Here is a 21,593-nt window from a genome sequence, read left to right as displayed (position 1 = left end):
TAAGCCGGTCTGGAGCTAGAACATTCGCTTACACAGTGGCGCCGGCGTTGGGATCGTTGGGGTCCGTGGAAGCCTTGGGCGCCTTGATCAGATCCTCGCGCTTGACGCCCAGCCACATGGCGATGGCGGCGGCCACGAAGACCGAGGAATAGATGCCGAACAGGATGCCGATGGTCAGCGCCAGCGCGAAGTAATGCAGGCTGGGACCGCCGAAGAAGAACATGGACAGCACCATGGCCTCGGTGGAGGCGTGGGTGATGATGGTGCGGCTCATCGTGCTGGTGATGGCGTGGTCGATCACCTCGGTGGTGCTGAGCTTGCGGAACTTGCGGAAGGCTTCGCGGATACGGTCGAAGATCACGACCGACTCGTTGACCGAGTAGCCCAGCACGGCCAGCACGCCGGCCAGCACGGACAGCGAGAACTCCCACTGGAAGAACGCGAAGAAGCCCAGGATGATGACCACGTCGTGCAGGTTGGCGATCACGGCGGCCACGCCGAACTTCCATTCGAAGCGCATGGCCAGGTAGATCACGATGCCCAGCACCACGAAGCCCAGGGCCATCAGGCCGTTGTGCATGAGCTCGTCACCCACCTGCGGGCCCACGAACTCGGTGCGGCGCAGCGTGACTTCGGCGTCTTCCTTCTTGAGCGCCGTGAGCACCTGCTCGCTTTGCTGCGCGGAGGACACGTCCTTTTGCACGGGCAGGCGGATCATCACGTCGCGCGACGTGCCGAAGTTCTGCACCGTGACGTCGCTGTAGCCCAGCTTGGAGACGGTATCGCGCACCTTGGCGATGTCGGCGGTCTGGGTATAGGCCACCTCCATCACGGTGCCGCCCGTGAACTCCACGGACAGGTGCAGGCCGCGCGTGAGCAGGAAGAACACGGCCAGCGCGAAGGTGATGAAGGAGATCGCGTTGAGGACCAACGCGTACTTCATAAAGGGGATGTCTTTGCGGATGCGGAAGAACTCCATGGTCTTCCCCCTTTCAGTTGTTGGCGCCGGAATCGGCGACGCTGGAACCCTTGGCAGCCACGGAGCGCAGCTGGCTGGTGTCTTCCGGCTTCCAGACCTGGCCGATGGAGATGCTCTTGAGCTTCTTGCGGCGGCCGTACCAGAGGTTGACCAGACCGCGCGAGAAGAACACGGCCGAGAACATGCTGGTCAGGATGCCGATGCAGTGCACCACGGCGAAGCCGCGCACCGGGCCGGAGCCGAAGGCCAGCAGCGCCAGGCCCGCGATCAGCGTGGTCACGTTCGAGTCCAGGATGGTGTGCCATGCGTTCTCGTAGCCCGCATGGATGGCGGCCTGCGGCGAGACGCCGCCGCGCAGCTCCTCGCGAATGCGCTCGTTGATCAGCACGTTGGAGTCGATGGCCACGCCCAGCGCCAGCGCCATGGCGGCGATGCCGGGCAGGGTCAGCGTGGCCTGCAGCATGGACAGGATGGCCAGCAGCAGCAGCACGTTGACCGACAGGGCCACCGTGGAGATCACGCCGAACAGCATGTAGTACACGCACATGAAGGCCGCGATGGCCACCAGGCCCCAGACCACGGAGTGGATGCCGCGGTTGATGTTGTCGGCCCCCAGGCTGGGGCCGATGGTGTATTCCTCGATGATCTCCATGGGCGCGGCCAGAGAGCCGGCGCGCAGCAGCAGGGCCGTGTCGTTGGCTTCCGCCGTGGTCATGCGGCCCGAGATCTGCACGCGTCCGCCACCGATCTCGGTGCGGATCACGGGAGCCGTCACGACCTCGCCCTTGCCCTTTTCGAACAGGATGATGGCCATGCGCTTGCCCACGTTCTCACGCGTGATGTCCTTGAAGATGCGCGCGCCCTTGGCATCGAGCACCAGGTTGACCGTGGGTTCCTGGGTCTGGCTGTCGAAGCCGGGCTGTGCGTCGGTGAGGTTCTCGCCGGTCAGCACGACCTGCTTTTGCACGATCACGGCCTGGGCGTTGCGGTCCAGGTAGCGCTCGGAGCCGAAGGGCACGGGACCCGAGCCCAGCTCGGCGCCGCGCGCCTCGGAGGATTCGTCGACCAGGCGCACTTCCAGCGTGGCCGTGCGGCCCAGGATGTCCTTGGCCTTGGCCGTGTCCTGCACGCCGGGCAACTGGACGATGATGCGGTCCAGACCCTGCTGCTGGATCACGGGCTCGGCCACGCCCAGCTCGTTGATACGGTTGTGCAGGGTGACGATGTTCTGCTTGAGCGCCTGCTCCTGCACCTTGCGCAGGGCTTCGGGCTTGATGGATGCCAGCAGCTTGAAGCCGGCGCCATCAGGCTCGGAGGTGGCCGCCAGATCGGGGAACTGGTCGGTGACCAGATTGCGTGCGGCCGTGAGCATGGCCTCGTCGCGCACGCGGATCTCGACGGTGTTGCCGTTGCGCGAGACGCCGCCGTGGCGGATGTTCTTGTCGCGCAGCGAGGTGCGCAGGTCGCCGGCAAAGGAGTCGGCCTTCTTGGTCAGGGCCGCAGCCATGTCCACCTGCAGCATGAAGTGCACGCCACCGCGAAGGTCCAGGCCCAGGTACATGGGCTTGGCGCCGACGGCCGTGAGCCATTGCGGCGAGCGCGACACCAGGTTCAGCGCCACGATGTAGGCCGGGTCGTTGGCATCGGGGATCAGGGCCTTCTGGATCACGTCCTTGGCCTTGAGCTGCTCGTCGGGCGTGTTGAAGCGCGCCCGCACCGAGGTGCCCTCGATGGTCAGCACATCGGGCTTGACATCGGCGGCCTTCAAGGCCTCCTCGACCCTGTGCAGCACCGCGTTGTCCACCTTGATGGTGGCCTTGGCCGAGGAGACCTGCACGGCAGGCGCCTCACCGAAAAAATTGGGCAGGGTGTAGAGCACCCCCACCAGCAGCGCGATCACGATGATCGCGTACTTCCAGACCGGATATCGGTTCATGATCGCGCTCTTCGCTCTTTGTAGACAGCAACGCACAAAAGGGTGTGCTGCCGCCTGCGCGGTCCGCACACCCGCAAGACAGGGACAGCGCTTACTTCAGCGTGTCCTTGGGCAGCACCTGTACGACGGCGCTGCGCTGGATCTGGACTTCCACACCCGAGGCGATCTCGATGTGCAGGAATTGCTCGGACATGCGTGTCACGCGGCCGATGATGCCGCCGGACGTTGCCACTTCGTCGCCCTTGGCCAGCGCCTCGATCATGGAGCGGTGCTCCTTCTGGCGCTTCATCTGGGGGCGGATCATCACGAAGTACAGCACCACGAACATCAGTGCCAGCGGTGCCATGCCGTACAGCTGCGACATGAAGTCGCCACCGGAGGCTGCTGCTGCGGGTGCGGTCTGGGCAAAAGCGGAAGAAATAAACACGGGCAAGACTCCAGGATTGGAAGGTCGAAAAAGGGTCGCTGCGCACGCCGTATGCACGGGCCCGCGCAGGAGAACGGAGCATTGTATGCGTCAGCCCTGACCCACATGGGCTGCCAGGATCTGGCGGCTGCGGGTTTTTCGGCGACGATGGCTGCAACTGGCTGCCATCTGCCGTTTTTAAAGGGGTAGGGCGCGGTTTTTCGTGATTTTTGCGCCCGGCTTGACGGTCCATGAAACGGACCCTGACGGAGCCGCGCCGCCCACACCTTGCGGTGCGGGCGGCGGCAGCGATCTTACAGGAGGCCCCTGGAGCGGGGCGGTCCGTGTGGTTTCAGGCGACGCCGACGGCGGGCTTGCCCGTGCTGCCGGCACCCCGTGACGGTGCGCTCCAGCGTGCCATCAGCGCCTTCCACTTGATGCGGGCCGCTGCCAGGTTGCGCTCCTTGACATGGCCGTAGCCGCGGATGTCCTCGGGAATGCTGGCGATCTCCACGGCCAGCGCCATGCGCTCGGGCGTGAGTTCGGCCAGCAGGCCTTCGATGCACTGGCGGTATTCCTGGATCAGGGCGCGCTCGGTGCGGCGCTCCTGCGTGCGGCCGAAGGGGTCCAGCGCCGTGCCGCGCAGGCCCTTCATCTTCGCCAGCACTTCCATGGCCTTGCGCATCCAGGGACCGTAGGACTTCTTGACCAGATGGCCGTGCTCGTCCTTGCCGGCCGACGACGGCGGCGCCAGGTGGTGGACCACGCGGTAGTCGCCCTCGAACATGCCGGCGATGCGCTGGCTGAAGGCCGCATCGGTGTGCAGGCGCGCGACCTCGTACTCATCCTTGTAGGCCATGAGTTTGAACAGATAGCGGGCCACGGCCTCCGACAGGCGTGTGCCGGAGCCCGCCACGCCGCGCTCGGCGGCATGGACCCTGTCCACGAAGGCCTGGTACTCGGCTGCATAGGCGGCGTTCTGGTAGCCCGTGAGAAAGTCCACGCGCTTGGCCACCATCTCGGTCAGCGAGGGCTTCTTGACGAACTGGATCACCTGGGCCGTCTGGAACAGGGCGCGCACGGCAGCCAGGTCATGGGCGCAGCGGCGGCCCCACTCGAAGGCGGCCTTGTTGTTGTCGGCCTGCACGCCGTTGAGTTCGATGGCGCGCATCAGCGCGGCATGCGACAGCGGCACGCGGCCCTTTTGCCAGGCGTAGCCCAGGATCAGCGGGTTGGTGTAGATGCTGTCGCCCAGCAGCTGCACGGCCACCTGCTCGGCGTCGAAGCTGCCCAGCAGCTCGGGGCCCACGGCCTGGGCCAGTGCGCTGACGCAGCGGTCGTCCGGCGCCTGCCAGTCAGGGTTGGTGACGAAGGCTGCCGTGGGCGAGCCGTGGCTGTTGAGCGCCACGAAGGTGCGGCCCGGCTGCATCACGGACATGGTGGTCGGCGTGGCCGTGACGATGGGGTCGCAGCCGATCACCAGGTCGGCCTTGGCCATGTCCACCTTGGTGGTGTAGATGGCTTCGGGGCGGTTGGCGATCTGGATGTGGCTCCAGGTGGAGCCGCCCTTTTGCGCCAGGCCGGCCGCGTCCTGGGTGATCACGCCCTTGCCCTCCAGGTGGGCGGCCATGCCCAGCAGCGAGCCGATGGTGATCACGCCCGTGCCGCCGACGCCGGCCACGACGATGCCCCAGGCCTGCTCGGCCACGGGGAGCAAGGGCTCCGGGATGGCGGGCAGCATGGACAGGTCGCCCTTCTTCTCCTTCTTGGGCTTCTTGAGCTGGCCGCCTTCGATGGTGACGAAGCTGGGGCAAAAGCCCTTCACGCAGGAGTAGTCCTTGTTGCAGGTGTTCTGGTTGATGCGGCGCTTGCGGCCGAACTCGGTCTCCACCGGCTCGACCGACAGGCAGTTGGACTGCACCGAGCAGTCGCCGCAGCCTTCGCAGACCAATTCGTTGATGACCACGGTCTTGTCGGGCGTGGCCAGCGTGCCGCGTTTGCGGCGGCGGCGCTTTTCGGTGGCGCAGGTCTGGTCGTAGATGATGGCCGTGCAGCCCTTGAGGGTGCGGAACTCGCGCTGGATGCGGTCCAGCTCGTCGCGGTGGTGCACGGTCACGCCCTCGGCCAGCGGCACGCCGTCGTACTTGGCGGGCTCGTCGGTGACGATGACCAGTTTGGCCACGCCTTCGGACTTGAGGCTGTTCATGATCTGCAGCACCGAGTGGCCCTCGGGCCGCTCGCCCACGCGCTGGCCACCCGTCATGGCGACGGCGTCGTTGTACAGCAGCTTGTAGGTGATGTTCACGCCGGCCGCGATGCTCTGGCGTATCGCCAGCAGGCCGCTGTGGAAGTAGGTGCCGTCGCCCAGGTTGGCGAAGACATGGGCGTCCTTGGTGAAGGGCGCCTGGCCCACCCAGGTCACGCCCTCGCCACCCATCTGCGTGAAGGTGCTGGTGGAGCGGTCCATCCACACCGTCATGTAGTGGCAGCCGATACCGGCCACGGCGCGGCTGCCCTCGGGCACGCGGGTGCTGGTGTTGTGCGGGCAGCCGCTGCAAAACCATGGCACGCGGTCGCCCGTGGGCTGGCTCTGGGCCACCTTGAGCGCGGCCTCGCGGGCGTCCAGCACGGCAATGCGCTCGTGCATGCGCTGGGCGATGTGTTCGGGCACGCCGATCTTGGTCAGGCGCTGGACGATGGCGCGCGCGATGAGGGCCGGCGTCAGGTCCGCATTGGGGCGCAGCAGCCAGTCCTGGCTGGGATTGGGCACCGACCATTCGCCGCCGTGCTCATCGCTGAACTTGCCGACCACGTTGGGCCGCACGTCGGAGCGCCAGTTGTACAGCTCTTCCTTGATCTGGTATTCGATGACCTGGCGCTTTTCCTCCACCACCAGGATCTCCTGCAGGCCGCGCGCGAAGTCGCGCGTGATGGTGGCCTCCAGCGGCCAGACCACGTTGACCTTGTGCACGCGTATGCCCAGCTGGCGGCAGGTGTCGTCGTCCAGGCCCAGGTCGGCCAGGGCCTGGCGCATGTCGTTGTAGGCCTTGCCGCTGGCGATCAGGCCGAAGCGGTCGTTGGGACCGTCGATCACGTTGTGGTTGAGCCGGTTGGCGCGCACATAGGCCAGGGCCGCATACCACTTGTAGTTCATCAGCCGCTGCTCCTGCTCCAGCGGCGCATCGGGCCAGCGGATGTGCAGGCCGCCGGGCGGCATCTGGAAGTCCTCGGGCAGGATGATGTTCACGCGGTCCGGCTCCACCGACACGCTGGCCGAGGACTCCACCACCTCCTGGATGGTCTTCATGCCCGACCACAGGCCGGAGAAGCGGCTCATGGCAAAGGCGTGCAGCCCCATGTCCAGGATGTCCTGCACATTGCTGGGAAAGAACACCGGCGTGCCGCAGGCCTTGAAGATGTGGTCGCTCTGGTGGGCGGCCGTGCTGCTCTTGCTGATGTGGTCGTCGCCGGCCAGCGCGATCACGCCGCCGTGCCTGGCCGTGCCCGCCATGTTGGCGTGCTTGAACACGTCGGAGCAGCGGTCCACGCCCGGGCCCTTGCCGTACCACAGGCCGAAGACGCCGTCGAACTTCTTGGTCTCGGGATAGAGATCCAGTTGCTGCGTGCCCCAGACGGCCGTGGCGCCCAGCTCTTCATTGACGCCGGGCTGGAAGACGATGTTGTTGGATTCGAGGTGTTTTTTTGCGGCCCATAGCGCCTGGTCATAGCCGCCCAGCGGGGAGCCCCGGTAGCCGCTGATGAAGCCTGCGGTGTTCAGGCCCGCTGCAGCGTCGCGCTGGCGCTGCAGCATGGGCAGGCGCACAAGGGCCTGCACTCCGCTCATGAACGCACGGCCGTGCTGCAGAGCGTATTTGTCGTCGAGAGTGACCGTCTCCAGGGCGCGGCGCACGTCTTCGGGCAGTGGGGCATTCATGGCTTGTCTCCATCGATGGTCGGCGCCCTGTCATGTCCTGCCCGGAACGGGAAAGAGGCATGCACGGCACTCGTTGTCTGAACCAAATCGCCTTTTTTCAGTGTATTCGTGCTCGTCTGATAGGTCTTTGCTTTCTTTGCGCTGTTTCAAGTATTCTTGGCAAGAATCTTTCTTAAAAACGGTGTTTTGTGCAAACTTTGGACAAATTCGACATTGCCATCCTCGGCCACCTGCAGGCCGATGCGCGGCTGACCAATGCCGAGCTGGCCCAGCGCGTGGGCCTGTCGGCCGCGCCCTGCTGGCGCCGTGTGCGGGCGCTGGAGGAGGCGGGCTTCATCCGCGGCTACCACGCCGACATCGACCGCCACAAGATCGGGCTGGGCGTGCTGGCCTTCGTGCGGCTCGATGCCGTGCGCACGGCCGGCACGCTGACGCTGGAGATGGAGGACGCCATCCGCAAGCTGCCCGAGGTCGTGACCTGCCACTACATCAGCGGCACCGGCACCTTCGAGCTGCAGGTGGTGGCGCGCGACCTGGACAGCTTTGCGCAGTTCGCGCGCAACACGCTGCTGAACCTGCCCAATGTGAAGGACATGCAGACCAGTTTCTCGCTGGGCGAGATCAAGTCCAGCCATGCACTGCCCCTGTCCCAGCTGGGGCCCATGGCGGGCAAGGGCCTGCCGGACCAGTAGCCGCAGGCCGGCGGACTGGCCTATGAAGGTCGCGCCGAAGCGACAGTGTGCTCCTGCAAAAGTAGCGCAAAACGCCTGCCGCGCAAGGCGGTGATCGTGGTTCTTAGTGCAACAACCATTTCTGGCGCCACCCCCGCGTTTGGGCCGAGAATCAGGGGCACATGGCCGCAGAACAAACAACACCAGTCCCCGCCCAGCCGCCTGCCTCTGAATCCGAGCCTTCCACCCCGCCCCCGGCCGAGCCTTCGGGCATGGGGGCGCCGGGCACCCTGATCGAAGACCCGTCAGGCATGACGGCCGCCGACAAGGCGGCTGCCGAGGCCGAAGGCCACAAGACGGCCCAGGCCCAGCAGGGCGTCTGGGCGCCGCTGTCCGGCCCCACCTTCCGCATGCTCTGGCTGATCTGGATGGCGGCCAACACCTGCATGTGGATGAACGATGTGGCGGCGGCCTGGCTCATGACCTCGCTGACCACCTCGCCCGTGCTGGTGGCCCTGGTGCAATCGGCCTCCACGCTGCCCGTCTTCCTGCTGGGCCTGCCCAGCGGCGCGCTGGCCGACATCCTGGACCGGCGCCGCTACTTCATCGTCACCCAGTTCTGGGTGGCGGCCGTGGCCCTGGTGCTGTGCCTGTTCGTGCTGTCCGGCCAGATGACGGCGCACTGGCTGCTGGTGCTGACCTTTGCCAACGGCATCGGCCTGGCCATGCGCTGGCCCGTGTTCTCGGCGCTGATTCCCGAACTCGTGCCCAAGCACCACCTGCCCTCGGCCATGGCGCTCAATGCCGTGGCCATGAACGCCTCGCGCATCATCGGCCCGCTGGTGGCCGGCGCCATCATCGCCAGCCTGGGCAGCGCATGGGTGTTCGTGCTGAACGCCGTGCTGTCCATCCTCTCGGGCATCGTGCTGATCCGCTGGAAGCGCCGCCATGTGGCCAACCCGCTGGGCCGCGAGCGCCTGCCTTCGGCCATGCGCGTGGGCCTGCAGTTCGTACGCGAGTCGCCCCGCATGCATGCGGTGCTGGCGCGCACGGTGTGCTTCTTCCTGCAGTGCACGGCCGTGATGGCCTTGCTGCCCCTGGTGGCACAGCGCCTGCACGGTCCCACCGAGGGCGGCGGCGGCGCCGAGACCTTCACGCTGCTGCTGGCCTCCATGGGGGCGGGCGCCATCGTGGGTGCCATGTTCCTGCCGCGCCTGCGCCAGGCCATGTCCAAGGAAAGCCTGATCCGGTCGGGCTCTGCCGTGCATGCGCTGGCCACGCTGGCCGTGGCCCTGTCGCCCAATGTCTACATGGCCGTGCCGGCCATGATGCTGGCCGGCATGGCGCTGATCTCCACCGCCAACGTGCTGGGCGTCTCGGCCCAGATGGCCTTGCCCAACTGGGTGCGGGCGCGCGGCATGTCCATCTACCAGATGTCCATCATGGGCGGTACGGCGACAGGGGCCGCTCTCTGGGGACAGGTGGCCAGCATGGTGGGCGTGCGGGGCAGCCTCATGGTGGCCGCCGCCAGCGGCGTGGTCTGCATGCTGCTGGTCCAGCGCCTGGTGCGCGACCGCCAGATCGAGGAGGATTTGAGTCCCTCCAAGGCCTTCCAGCGCCCCGAGGTCAACATCCCCGAAGCCGGCCGCGTGGTCGTCACCATCGAGTACCAGATCGACCCCACCCAGGCCGAGGCCTTCCGCGCCCTCATGCAGGAAAGCCGCCGCAGCCGCATGCGCCAGGGCGCGCTGGGCTGGAGCCTGCTGCACAGCATGAGCCATCCCGAGCGCTATGTGGAGCAGATCATCGACGAATCCTGGACCGAGCACCTGCGCCGCTTCGACCGCGTCACCGCCGCCGACGTGGCCCTGCGCGACCGCAAGCTGGCCTATCACAAGGGCAAGGAACCGCCGCGCGTCACGAGGTATTTTGATACCCCCTGAGGCGCTGCGCGCCTTCCCCCTGGGGGGACGGCGCCCTCGCCGCGAGGCGGCTCTTGCTCGGCGCCCCTGGTGTTGGGCCGCGCCAGAGCGAGGGACAGTGGATAGAGGTGTGTCTGCGCTGGCCTTGTGCCATGCGTGGCGAGCCTTGGCGCAAAGGATAAAACCGGCGCACCCCAAAGCGGGGGGCAGCGAGCAAGGGCCGCCCCGCAGCGAGGCTGTCGTCCCCCTCCCTCGCGAAGCGAGTAGAGAGGGGAAGCGGCGTAGCCGCTCAGGGGGTCACCTCAAGTGCGGTGCCTGGCTGGCAAGGCTGCGCGGCCAGAAGGCCCACAGGCGCAGGTTCTGCTTGATGCGGCCGGCCAGGTCGCCGGCTTCGGGTCCCCAGCCCATGAAGTAGTCGGCACGCACGGCGCCGACGATGGCGCTGCCGGTGTCCTGGGCGAATACCAGGCGGTTCAGGGCCACGGTGGGCCCGGATGTGGACAGCCAGACCGGCGTGCCGTAGGGAATGCTCTGCTTGTCCACGGCGATGGAGCGGCCTGGCGTCAGGGCCACGCCCTGGGCGCCCTTGGGGCCGAATTGCAGGTCCAGGCCTTCCAGCGGCTCCTCGCGGAAGAAGACATAGCGCGGGTTGCTCCACAGCATTTCATTGACGCGGCCGGGATTGGCGGCCACCCAGGCGCTGATGCCGGGCCAGGTGGCGTCGCGCACCAGTCCCTGGTCCAGCAGCCAGCGGCCCACGCTCTTGTAGGGCTGGTCATTGGTGCCCGCAAAGGCGACGCGGATCGTGCGTTGCGCGCCTGTGGGCTCGGTGATGTTCAGGCGCCCCGAGCCCTGGATGTGCAGCACCATCGCATCGACGGGGTCGCGCAGCCAGGCGATGGCGCGGCCTGCCAGGGCCGCCTGGGCCTCGGGCATCGTCTCGATCTGCTGGCGCGAGAACCAGGGCTTGCGGCTGCCGAAGCCGGCGCCGGCCGGCGTCTTGTACAGCGGCACGTTGAAGCCGTCGCCCGGCAGGCGCCGTGCCTCGAACAGCGGCTCGTAGTAGGCGGTCAGCATGCCGTCCGGGCCACCGCCCAGCGCTTCGATGCGGTAGGGCTGCAGATTGGCCATGAGCCAGGCGCGCTGCTCGTCGCCCGTGGCAATGCTCAGCTGGCGCACGTCCCGGCACAGGCCCGCGAAGACCGAGCTGGGCCGTTCGCAGTTCTTGAGCCAGGCATTCCAGGCTTCGTGCAGGGCGTCTTCCTGCAGGCCGGGCAATTCGCTCCAGTCGGCTGCGATCCAGCGGCTCTTGGTGGGGGTGCTGGTGACCAGCGGGGGCCTGGGTGTCACGGTGACCGGGCCTCCCGGCTGCAGGTCGGGCACGGGCGAAGGGTCATAGACCGGCTTGGTGGTGGTCGTGCAGGCGACCAGCGTCCCTACAATCAGCGCCATCGCGGCATGGCGCAGGAGGTGGAAATTCATGGGGTTGATTTTGCTCGAAGCACTGCTGGCCTTGGTGATTCTGGTCGCTATTGTGTGGTGGACCATGTTCTCCGGGCGCCGCAAGGGCGAGTTGCCCGTGGACACGCCACGGGATTCGCATCCGTCTCCAGACAAACCCTCCCCCGGGCAGGATCGCAGCGGCCCGTGACGGCCGTGGAGGCAGCCTCGCGGAGCGGGCGCCGTCCTACGGGTATGCCCTGCCCGCACTGATAGGCTGTGCGCAGCCTGCTTTCCACAATGGGGACCCTGGCGCTACCGCACGGTGCGTTCCCAAGATTCAAAAAGGAGTTTCCCATGCGCAAGCACATCGTTCTGGCCGCCGCAACGGCTGCCGCACTGTTCATCTCCGGCTGCGCGAACATGAGCGACACCCAGCGCCGCACGGCCACGGGTGCTGGCGTGGGCGCTGCAGCCGGCGCCGTGCTGGGCGCGGTCACCGGCGGCAGGGCCGGCACGGGCGCCGTGATCGGTGCCGGCGTGGGTGCACTGGGCACCTACATCTGGTCGCAGAACATGGAAAAGCAAAAGCGCGAGATGGAGCAGGCCACCCAGGGCACGGGCGTGAACGTGAGCCAGACGGCCGACAACCAGCTCAAGCTCGACATTCCCAGCGACATCTCGTTCGATACCAACCGTTCCGACATCAAGGGCAACTTCGCCCCCATCCTGGACCGCTTCGCCGAAGGCCTGCGCAACAACCCCAATGCCGAGGTGCGCATCATCGGCCACACCGACAGCACGGGCTCGGACGCCATCAACAACCCGCTGTCGCTGGACCGCGCCAACAGCACGCGCAACTACCTGACCATGCGCGGTGTCTCGGGCGCTCGCATCGCCACCGAAGGCCGTGGCTCGCACCAGCCCGTGGCTTCCAACGACTCGGCCAGCGGCCGCGCCATGAACCGCCGCGTGGAAATCTTCGTGGGCGAGATCCCGCAGCAACAGCAGCAGCCCCAGTATCAACAGCAGCCCCAGTACCAGCAGCCGCAATACCAGCCCCAGTACCAGCAGCCCCGCTGATCCCGGCTCTGGCCCGGATGCAACGCCCCGCAACGCGGGGCGTTTTTGCGTGTGCGGCCACCTGCCTTGCCCTATGCTGGCACCCATCCATCAATGGGGAGTCGTATGAGTGAAGCAAGCACAGCAGGCATGGCCGACGTGGTCAGCCCGCTCGACAAGGGCCTGGGTGCGCTGTCGGCGCCCTGCGCTCCGCAGGACGCCGCAGCGCAGGGCTGGAACCTGCTGCGCGAGGATCTGGGCCTGCCGGCCGCCGTGCTCTCGCAGTCGCGCCTGGCGCACAACCTGGCCTGGATGCAGCGCTTTGTGGACGCCTACGGCGCCAAGCTCGCGCCCCACGGCAAGACGACCATGGCGCCCCGCCTGTTCCGCCAGCAGATCGATGCGGGCGCCTGGGGCATCACCTTGGCAACCGCCCAGCAGACACGCGTGGCCCATGCCCATGGCGTGCGCCGCGTGCTCATGGCCAACCAGCTGATCGGACGGCGCAATATGGCCGCCGTGGCCGAGCTGCTGGCCGATCCCGGTTTCGAGTTCTTCTGCCTGGTGGACTGCGCCGAGCAGGTCGAGCAACTGGCGGCCTTCTTTGGCGCGGCGGGCCAGTCCGTGCAGGTGCTGATCGAGCTGGGCCCGCCCGGCGGGCGCACGGGAGTGCGTTCCGATGCGCAGATGCAGCCGCTGCTGGACGCGCTGGCAAGGGCTGGCGCGGCCGTGCGGCTTGCCGGCATCGAGGTCTACGAGGGCGTGCTCAAGGAAGAGGATGCCATCCGCACCCTGCTGCGGCGCGCCGTTCACTGGCTTGAGCGGCTCGCAAGCGATGGACGATTGCAGCGCAGCCCGGCCGTGCTCACGGGGGCCGGCTCGGCCTGGTACGACGTGGTGGCCCAGGAATTCGGCAAGGCCGACATTGGCGGCCCCCTGGATCTGGTGCTGCGCCCCGGCTGCTATCTCACGCATGATGCGGGCATCTACCAGGCAGCGCAGCAGCGCATCGACCAGACCAACCCCGTGGCGCAGCAGATGCGTGCCAGCCTGCTGCCTGCGCTGCAGGTCTGGGCCTATGTGCAGTCACTGCCCGAGCCTGGCCGCGCCATCGTGGCGCTGGGCAAGCGCGATACCGCCTTCGAGGCTGTGCCGCCCCGGCCCGCGCTGCGCTACCGCCCCGGTGATGCCGCGCCGGTGGCCGCACCGCCCCATTGGGAGGTCACGGCCATGATGGACCAGCATGCTTTCCTGAAGGTGGCCGAGGACGATGGCCTGCGCGTCGGCGACATGCTGGCCTTCGATATCTCCCACCCCTGCCTGACCTTCGACAAATGGCGGCAGATGGCCGTCGTCAATGACCGCTATGACGTGGTGGACGTGATCGCCACGTATTTCTGAAGGAGTCAGCCGTGCGTGCGCAGCAGGTTGGCCAGTTCCACGGCCGACTTGACCTGCATCTTGTCGAAGACGCGCGCGCGGTGGACTTCGACGGTGCGCACGCTGATGTCCAGCTGGTCAGCGATGAGCTTGTTGGGAATGCCCTCCACCACCAGCCGCATCACGTCGCGCTCGCGCTCCGTCAGTTCGTTGAAGCGTGCACGCACGGCCTCGCGAGCGCGGGTCTCGGCCTGGTGCTGGGCTGACAGTTCCAGCGCCTGCTCGATGCGGTCCACGAGCGCGTTGTCCGAAAAGGGCTTCTCGCAGAAATCGAAGGCGCCGCGCTTGACCGTGTCCACGGCCGTGGGCACGTCGGCATGGCCGGTCAGGAAGATCACGGGCATGCCCGCGATCTGGTTGCGCTCCAGCATGAGGTTGAACAGCGCCAGCCCGCTCATGCCGCCCATGCGCATGTCCAGCAGCAGGCAGCAGGGATTGCGTGGCGGCGGGCGCGACTGCAGCATGGCGTCGAAGGCCTCTGCGCTGTCATAGCATTCGCTGAGCAGGCGGCGCGAGCGCAGCAGCCAGGCCAGCGCTTCGCGTACATCGGTGTCGTCATCGACGATGTAGACGGTGGCGTCGGGTACAGGTTCCATGGGCCTATTGTTCCATCTATGGTTCCACCTGTGCCGGGTTGTGGGTCGGCAGCGTGAAGGCGAAGACGGTTCCGCGCGGGCTGTGCGGGCTGTGCTGCAGGTGGCCGCCATGCTGTTCGACCACGGTGCGGCACAGGCTCAGGCCCAGGCCCATGCCCTCGTTGCGCGTGGTGAAGAAGGGCGTGAACAATTGCTCCGCCACATGCTTGGGGATGCCGCTGCCGCAGTCGATGACGGCGAATTCCACCCAGCTGCGGCGCGTGCTGGCGGCCGCACGCCGCACGCGCAACTGCAGTTCGCGGTCCACGGTCTCGGGCGAGTCCATGGCCTGCATGCCGTTGCGCGCCAGGTTGAGCAGCACCTGCTCGATCATGGTCGGATCGCAGAGCACGGGCGACAGGCCGGGCTCGATATCGGTGGTCACGCGCACGCCCAGGTTGCGCGCCTGCAGGCTGACCAGCGGCAGCACGGCGTCTATGAGTTCGGCGGCACCTATGACTTCGCGTGACTGATCGCGCCGCCGCACGAAGTCGCGCACGCTCTTGATCACGCGGCCTGCACGGTCGGCCTGGAAGCTGATGCGCTCCATGGCCATGCGCAAGTCCTGCAACTGCTGGCGCAGATGGGCTTCGTTGCCGGCGCTGCCTGCCGCACCGTCGTCGCTGCCCAGCATGTTCAGCGATCCCGTGGCGTAGCTGGAGATGGCCACCAGCGGCTGGGTGAGTTCATGGCTGAGCAGCGACGCCATTTCGCCCACGGTGGCCAGGCGTGCCGTGGCCTGCAGGCGCTCCTGCGAGGCGCGCGAGATCTCTTCCATGCGCTTTTGCTCGCTGATGTCGATGAAGGCGCTCATCCAGCCCGTGTGCTGGCCCTGGGCGTTGATCAGCGGCGCCTCGAAGATCAGCACCGGAATGCGTGTGCCGTCCTTGCGCATGAAGATGCTTTCGTGGCCCTCGCGCGGCGGCGGTGCGTTGCCGGACAGGCGGTTGTCGCGCCGGCGCGCGTAGATTTCGGCGCGCTCGGGCGGCCAGTAGGGCGCGATGCTCAGACCCAGCAGCTCCTCGGCCGTGAAGCCCACCATGTTGCAGAAGGCCGGATTCACATAGCTGATGCGGCCCTGCAGGTCGCGCGCGCGCAGGCCCGTGACCAGCGAGTCCTCCATGGCCTTGCGAAAGGCCAGCGCATCGCCCAGGTCGCGCTCGGCACGCAGGCGGCGGCGGTTGTCGCGCACCAGCACGGCGACCACGGAGACCAGTGCAATGGACATCAGCGTCACCAGGGCCGTGAGCACGTTGGGGAACACGCTGGGCGCGCGGTGCCAGCTGTCCATGCGCAGCACCAGGGTGCTGCCGGGCAGGTCCAGCAGCTGCTGCGCCGTGAACATGCGCGTGCCGCGCCAGGAGGCGCCCAGCAGGGCCAGGCGCGTGCCGTCGGGCTCGGTGAAGGACACTTCCTGGGTGCGCGGCAGGTTCTTGCTGACCTGGGTGATCAGCAGGCTTTGCAGGCTGTAGGTGCCGATGACGAAGCCGATGATGTGGCCGCTTTGCGTCAGCGGCAGGCAGACCTCCATCATCTCCGTGCCCAGGCCCTCGGCCAGCAGCTGGAAGTAGCTGGGCGAGTAGGCGGGGCCGTTCAGGCGGCGCGCGTGGGTGCAGGTCAGCACGGCCTCGGGGTGGGTGTTGTTCGTGCGCAGCTGGTCTTCCCACTGCACGTTGCGATAGGGGGTCTCGGCATGGGAGCGGATCTGCAGCCCCGCGTCGCGCCACTCGATGCGCATCAGCTCGCGGCGCACCTGCAGCAGCTCGGCGGCGCGGGTCTTCCATTCGGCGGGCTCGTTGTCGGGCGCGTTCAGCGCCTGCAGGTCCTGCAGGTTGCGGTTGAGCGCTGCGCGTATGTCGGCCACGGCATTGGCCGTGTCGCGCTCCAGCTTGTCCTGGACCTGGGAGGCCTCGTAGCGCCCGGCCAGCCAGACCATGGTGACGAGCATGCTCAGGACCAGGGCGACCAGCAGGCTCCACAGCGACCAGCGGCGCCAGGCCGTGCGCCAGCGGCGCCAGGGCCAGCGGCCTTCGGGCGTGGGCGACATCGGTGACATGGCCGGCATGGGCGGGTGCGTTGGATTCACAGGACGCGGTGCTCCAGGGCCGGCAACTGGCGGCGCACATGCGCCAGGCGCTCGCGCTTGATCTCGCCCAGCACCACGCCGGCGCCCTCGGCCTGCTGGGCCAGCACCATGCCCCAGGGATCGGCCAGCAGGCTGTGGCCCCAGGTACGGCGGCCGTTTTCATGGTGGCCGCCCTGGGCGGGCGCCAGCAGGTAGGCCTGGTTCTCGATGGCGCGGGCGCGCAGCAGCACTTCCCAGTGCGCCAGACCCGTGATGTGGGTGAATGCGGCGGGCACCAGCAGCAGGTCGGCGCCCTGCTCGGCAAGACGGCGGTACAGCTCGGGAAAACGCAGGTCGTAGCACACGCTCAGACCCAGGCGCCAGGTCTCGCCCTCGCGCGAGGTGATGTCGCAGGTCACGGGCGTGTGGCCCGCCTGGACCACGGCGGCTTCCGTGTAGCGCTCGCGTCCGTTGTCGTAGTGGAACAGGTGGATCTTGTCGTAGCGTGCCACGCATTCGCCCTGGGGCGAGAACACCAGCGAGCTGTTGAGCACGTGGGCATCGTCATCGGCCACCAGGGGCAGGGTGCCGCCCACGATCCACAGCTGCAGCTCGCGTGCTGCGCGGCGCAGGAAGTCCTGGATGGGGCCTGCGCCGAAGCTCTCGCGGTAGGCCAGCTTGTCGGTGTCGCGCAGGCCCATGGCGCAGAAATACTCGGGCAGGGCCGCGAGTTCGGCCCCCTGGTCGCGCGCCTGGCGCAGCAGTGCCAGCGCCTGGTCGAGGTTGGCGCGCACATCGGGTTCCGACACCATTTGCAGGGCTGCGATTTTCATGGGTTCTCTCCTGAAGAAGCGGGCTCGGTGGCGCCGGAGGGCGTGCTGGCGGGGCTGCTGGCGGCAGGATCGGAGGGTGTCGTGGCCCGGCGCCGCGGCAGGGCCGTGACCTGGGGCTCGTCCCAGCTGCCGTCGATGCGGAATTCCTTGGTGGCCGCCGCGATCAGAGGGCCGCGCAGCAGCACCTGCGCCAGGAAGCTGCCCAGGCCGACCACGGGATTGATGGCCGTGGCCACCAGGGAGGCCGTCATGGCATTGATCTCGGGCACCACCACCACATGCAGATTCTGCGTCTCCTGGACCAGGTCGGCCGTGCCCTCCATCAGCACGGCGGCGTTGACGCCCTTCATCTGCATGTTGTTGGTGCGCGCCACGCCGTCGGTGATCTGCACGTCGCCGCGCATGAAGTCGAAGGCGAAGCCGTTGCTGAACACATCGCGGAAATCCAGGGTCAGCCGGCGGGGCAGCGCCTGCAGGCTGAGCACGCTCAGCAGCTTGGCCAGGCCCGGCTCGGCCTTGAGGAACTGGCCGGTCTGCACATCCAGGTGCATGGAGCCAGAGAGGCTGCGGAAGTCGGGCGTGATGGGCGAGCCCGTCCAGCCCGCCGATCCCTGCAGCACGCCCTTGCCGTTGCCCACCACGCCAGGCATATCGAAGCGCGTGAGCAGCTTGCCCACGTCGCGCAGGTCCAGCTGGAACTGCAACTGGCTGCGTCCCGGGTGCTCGGACTGGCCCTGGGGCAGGCGCCACTGGCCGCTGGCCGTCAGCGTGGCCTCGGGCGTGGCGATGTTGAAGCGCGACAACTGCCATTCGCGCGCCGCCGCATTGCCGGGAACGGGGCGGTTGCGGGCCTCCACTTCCAGGCGGCCCAGGGCGTGGCCTGACAGGTGCATGTCGTCCACCACGATCTGCAGGGCCGGCAGCTGGCGCGGCCCCTCGCTGAACAGGGCGTCCACGCGGTCGGATTTGGCCTCGGGCACCGTCAGGCGCGACAGCCGGGCCACCAGCTGCCCTTCGGGCTGGGCATCCGTGCCTTCGCGAAAGCCCACGTAGCCGTCAAGCTCCTGGGAGGCGAGGTTGCTGTGCCACGAGCCGCCATCGCGCGAGATGCCCGCCACCACGTCGTGCAGCTGCCGCCCCTTGGCCTGCAGCTGCTTGACGCGCAGGGTCAGCCGGTCGGGGAGGTATTCGCGCGCAGGGTCCGCGGCATCGGCGGGCTCCGGCTTGGCGCCGCTGGACTGCGGCGCCAGTGCCAGCCAGTCGTCGAGATTGAAGAGCGGCAGCTGCACGTGGGCCTGCACGCCCTGGCCCGAAGTGGAAGCCGTGCCCGCTTCCTGGCCGATGAGGATGCTGCCGTGCAGCACACGGCTGTGCTTGCCACTGATGTCGCGCTCATAGAACACCGAGCCCGTATCGCCCAGTTGCACGCTGATCTGGTCGCGCAGCGGGGCATCGGGCGAGGTGAAGCTGGCGGGTGCGAGCTGGTGGCTCACGTTCAGTGGCTGGATGGACTCCGCTGCCTTGCCCAGCGGGGCGGGCAGGTTGATGCGCATGCCTTGCAGGCTGGACTGGACCTGGATTTCGGGTGTTCCGCGCCGCACCTTCAGCAGCAGGGAATAGGGCGACTGGCCTTCGGCATGGCGGGCCAGGTCGGCCACCCAGCCCAGTTCCCTGGCATCGCGCAGCCCCTGTGCCGTGGCCGTGCCCTGCACACGCACCTTCACGGAGGATTCGGTGGCCGGCGCATTGCGCGCCAGCGCCTGCATGCCGCCATCGGCGCGCAGCTCACCGCCCAGCGCGCGCGCCTGCAGGCCGGCCAGCGAGAAGCCGGTTTCGGAGAACTTGACGGCCCCGCGCAGCTGACTCAGATGGGGCGTCTGATCATCGAGCTGCAGGGAGTTGCCCGCCAGCGTGACCTGTCCAGACACCTTGCTGCGGTCCAGGTGGTCGATGGGCAATTGCAGCTGCAGGGCCAGTTGCGCGGCGCCCGTGGCCTCGCTGCCGTCCAGAACGTGCCCGGTCAGCGCCGACAGGGCCGAGGTCTTGACCACGCCCAGCATGTCGGCCAGCGGGCCCTGGCCCTTGGCGGTCACGGCCACCTCGGTGTGGCCCAGGTTGGGAATGCTGGCCTGAATATCGCGCATCTGCAGCTGCGGGTAGCCCGCGAACTCGCCGCGTGCATTGCGCACGGCCATCGACGAGCGGTCGAAGACCAGCTCGCCCGACAGATCGACCAGGGCCGGCCAGGGCACCTCGCCATGCGTGAGCAGATGGGGCGGCACATATTCATAGTGCACGTCATGCAGCTTGGCAGCGATATGGAACTCGCCCTGGCTGGGCTTTTCGGCCGGCACGTGGTCCAGGTGGCCGCGCACCTTGAAGTTCACCGTGCTTGCGCGCCCGGCGTGGATGGCTTCTCGCACGTAGTGGCGCGCGTCGGCGGGGATTTCCAGCGGAAGGTAGCGGTGCACGCGCGTGCCGTCTGCGTTGCGCAACTGGCCCTGCAGGTCCAGCACGCCCGGAAAGCGCGGGTGCTTGTCGCTGCCGTCGCCGGTGTGCCATTGCGCACGGGCCTCGCCCTCGGTGTCATCGTTGGCAAAGCGCAGGCTGGGCACCTGCACGCTGATGGCCTGTCCGCGCAACTGCCAGCGCAGGCTGGCCTGCAGGCGGTGCAGAGGGATCTCGGGTTGCTCGAAGACGCCAGGAAAGGACAGCGCGGCCGGCTGCTGCCCCGTGCCCTCCATCTCCAGCTGGGCCTGTCCGCCGTCCTGGTCCAGCGAGAAGCGCGCGTTCAGGCCCTTGATGCCGGGCATGCCCGGCTTCGTGGGGCCTTCGGACGATGCCACTCCGTCGATCGACAGCTGCTGCAGCTCGCCGCTGGCCTTGTACTGCTGCACAGCCTGCAGCGGGCCGCGCCAGCTTGTCTGGAACTGGCGCAGTTGGCCGGCCGGGGCCATGTCGGCCAGATGGCGCTGCAGCTGCTCGGGCAGCGGCAGGCGCTGGCCCAACTGCGCAAGGATGGCCAGGTCAATGCCATCGGCCTGGAACTCGCCCTGCTCGCCCAGCGCCCCCTGCGTGCTGGCGCCCGCAGGGTTGTAGCGCGCGCGCAGGTTGCCGGCAGGCCAGTGCAGGCCGTCACCCGTGGAGAACTCCAGGTTCTGCGCGGCGAAGCGCCAGCCATCCTGGTGCTGCACGCTCAGCCGGCCCGTCAGCGCCTGCAGTTGCAACGGCTCCAGGTTCTCGCGCCACTGCAGTTGCAGGGCATTCACCGCCACATCGGCCATGGCACCCACGGGCTGGCCCTGGCGCAGGTCGATCCAGGCGCGCAGTGCGCCCCGGCCCTGCTGCACGCGCAGGTCGGACGTATCCATGTACTGCCCGAGCCGGGACAGGTCGATCTGCGTGAACATCGCATGGGCCTGTCCGCTCCAGCGCTGCCAGTTGCCCTCGTGCGTGGACAGCAGCGGCTCGCGGAACAGGCCGGCAAGCATGAAGCGCTCGCCCCAGCCTTCGGGCGGCGTGGCATCCAGGCGGATTCCGTGGCTCCAGCCCTTGTTGCGCAGCACCAGGTCAACATCGCGCAAGGCCAGCGGCGGTGCCTGGCGCATTTCGTCCACCCACAGCAGGCTGCCGCCACGCAGGGCCAGCTCGGTCTGGGAAAACAGCCAGTCGGCGGCGGCATTGTCCCCGCCCGATGAAGGGCTGATCTCGATGCCGGCCACGAAGACACGGCCATCGGCCGCGCGGCGGACCACGAGTTCGGGGCGGTCGATATAGATCTGCTCCACGCCCAGGCGCATCAGCGAGCGGGCCGAGACGGCCACCACCACGCTGGGCAGGCGCAGGGCGTCCGCGGTGTGTTCTGGGTCTTCGACCACCACGTCGCCCAGCTCGAACCGGGGGACCAGTCCCTCGCTGCGGGCCGTGATGCTGCCTATGCGCACGGGTAGGCCCAGCGTGCGTGAGGCCAGGGATTCCAGCTGAGGACGCCATTCGCCGATTCGCGGCACAATCCAGCCATGGAGCACCCCCCACACGGAGCCCAGGACCAGCCAGAAGGCCAGGACCAGCCCCAGTGACCACCGCGCAAGGCCGGCCATCCAACGGGTCAGGCGTGTGGGGTGCGGTTTCGGTTCGATCATCGGCGGCATCAGCTATGACGGGAATTATGACCGGCACCCTCGGGGACCGGACGGTAACCAAGGGTTGCTGCGATCCCTCTGCGCGTGAGTGGCCGCTTCTTTCGCGTTCCGTATGCAATCCTCAGAGC

General features: G+C 67.8%; 14 protein-coding genes. 5 read left to right on the top strand and 9 right to left on the bottom strand.

Annotation, left to right across the window (positions count from 1 at the left end):
• Positions 1-28 precede the first annotated feature (28 nt).
• From secF to JHD82_RS13055, 4 genes are all read right to left on the bottom strand, one after another.
• Entirely contained in the window at positions 29-979 is a 951-nt protein-coding gene (secF, locus tag JHD82_RS13070; RefSeq protein ID WP_012202769.1) for a protein translocase subunit SecF, read from the bottom strand.
• Between the two features lie 13 nt (positions 980-992).
• Positions 993-2,915, bottom strand: coding sequence for a protein translocase subunit SecD (secD, locus tag JHD82_RS13065; protein ID WP_043825337.1), 1,923 nt, complete (start codon positions 2,913-2,915; stop codon positions 993-995).
• Positions 2,916-3,006: 91 nt separating this feature from the next.
• Positions 3,007-3,342 (bottom strand): preprotein translocase subunit YajC, encoded by a 336-nt coding sequence (gene yajC / locus JHD82_RS13060; RefSeq protein WP_012202771.1) that lies wholly within the window; start codon positions 3,340-3,342, stop codon positions 3,007-3,009.
• Between the two features lie 331 nt (positions 3,343-3,673).
• Positions 3,674-7,255: an indolepyruvate ferredoxin oxidoreductase family protein gene (locus JHD82_RS13055; RefSeq protein WP_199136847.1), complete on the bottom strand. Its 3,582-nt coding sequence runs from the start codon at positions 7,253-7,255 to the stop codon at positions 3,674-3,676.
• A gap of 188 nt (positions 7,256-7,443) precedes the next feature.
• Between JHD82_RS13055 and JHD82_RS13050 the strand changes: the two genes are divergently transcribed.
• Both JHD82_RS13050 and JHD82_RS13045 read left to right on the top strand, forming a co-directional pair.
• A complete protein-coding gene (locus tag JHD82_RS13050; protein ID WP_012202773.1) occupies positions 7,444-7,947 on the top strand; it encodes an Lrp/AsnC family transcriptional regulator in 504 nt (167 codons plus the stop codon).
• A 251-nt stretch (positions 7,948-8,198) separates the two neighbouring features.
• Complete coding sequence (locus JHD82_RS13045) at positions 8,199-9,869, top strand: MFS transporter (protein ID WP_374191646.1); 1,671 nt, start codon at positions 8,199-8,201, stop codon at positions 9,867-9,869.
• 276 nt (positions 9,870-10,145) lie between these two features.
• Here JHD82_RS13045 and JHD82_RS13040 read toward each other — a convergent pair whose 3' ends face one another.
• The gene (locus tag JHD82_RS13040; protein ID WP_034389752.1) at positions 10,146-11,330 is read right to left on the bottom strand and encodes a murein transglycosylase A; all 1,185 of its coding nucleotides are present in this window, start codon (positions 11,328-11,330) and stop codon (positions 10,146-10,148) included.
• Between JHD82_RS13040 and JHD82_RS13035 the strand changes: the two genes are divergently transcribed.
• From JHD82_RS13035 to JHD82_RS13025, 3 genes are all read left to right on the top strand, one after another.
• A complete protein-coding gene (locus JHD82_RS13035; RefSeq protein WP_016449371.1) occupies positions 11,329-11,499 on the top strand; it encodes a hypothetical protein in 171 nt (56 codons plus the stop codon). The two genes, JHD82_RS13040 and JHD82_RS13035, sit on opposite strands and share 2 nt — an antisense overlap.
• 146 nt (positions 11,500-11,645) lie before the next feature.
• Entirely contained in the window at positions 11,646-12,371 is a 726-nt protein-coding gene (locus JHD82_RS13030) for an OmpA family protein (protein ID WP_034389754.1), read from the top strand.
• A gap of 105 nt (positions 12,372-12,476) precedes the next feature.
• Positions 12,477-13,751, top strand: a complete 1,275-nt coding sequence (locus JHD82_RS13025; RefSeq protein ID WP_199136843.1) for an amino acid deaminase — start codon at positions 12,477-12,479, stop codon at positions 13,749-13,751.
• 5 nt (positions 13,752-13,756) lie between these two features.
• On the opposite strand, the gene JHD82_RS13020 is transcribed toward JHD82_RS13025, so the two are convergent.
• From JHD82_RS13020 to JHD82_RS13005, 4 genes are read right to left on the bottom strand one after another with little or no spacing between them, the layout of a single operon-like run.
• Entirely contained in the window at positions 13,757-14,386 is a 630-nt protein-coding gene (locus tag JHD82_RS13020) for a response regulator transcription factor (RefSeq protein ID WP_012202778.1), read from the bottom strand.
• Between the two features lie 16 nt (positions 14,387-14,402).
• The gene (locus JHD82_RS13015) at positions 14,403-16,472 is read right to left on the bottom strand and encodes a nitrogen regulation protein NR(II) (protein WP_199136877.1); all 2,070 of its coding nucleotides are present in this window, start codon (positions 16,470-16,472) and stop codon (positions 14,403-14,405) included.
• Positions 16,473-16,507: 35 nt separating this feature from the next.
• Complete coding sequence (locus JHD82_RS13010) at positions 16,508-17,323, bottom strand: carbon-nitrogen hydrolase family protein (RefSeq protein WP_034389761.1); 816 nt, start codon at positions 17,321-17,323, stop codon at positions 16,508-16,510.
• A complete protein-coding gene (locus JHD82_RS13005) occupies positions 17,320-21,465 on the bottom strand; it encodes a YhdP family protein (protein WP_199136841.1) in 4,146 nt (1,381 codons plus the stop codon). Before JHD82_RS13005 ends, JHD82_RS13010 begins: the two co-directional genes overlap by 4 nt.
• Positions 21,466-21,593 lie beyond the last annotated feature (128 nt).

It is taken from the genome of Delftia sp. ASV31, assembly GCF_016428765.1.
GTDB lineage: Bacteria > Pseudomonadota > Gammaproteobacteria > Burkholderiales > Burkholderiaceae_C > Comamonas > Comamonas acidovorans.
The sequence above is the reverse complement of the archived record's forward strand: the minus strand, read 5'-3'. Positions and strand labels throughout refer to the sequence as shown.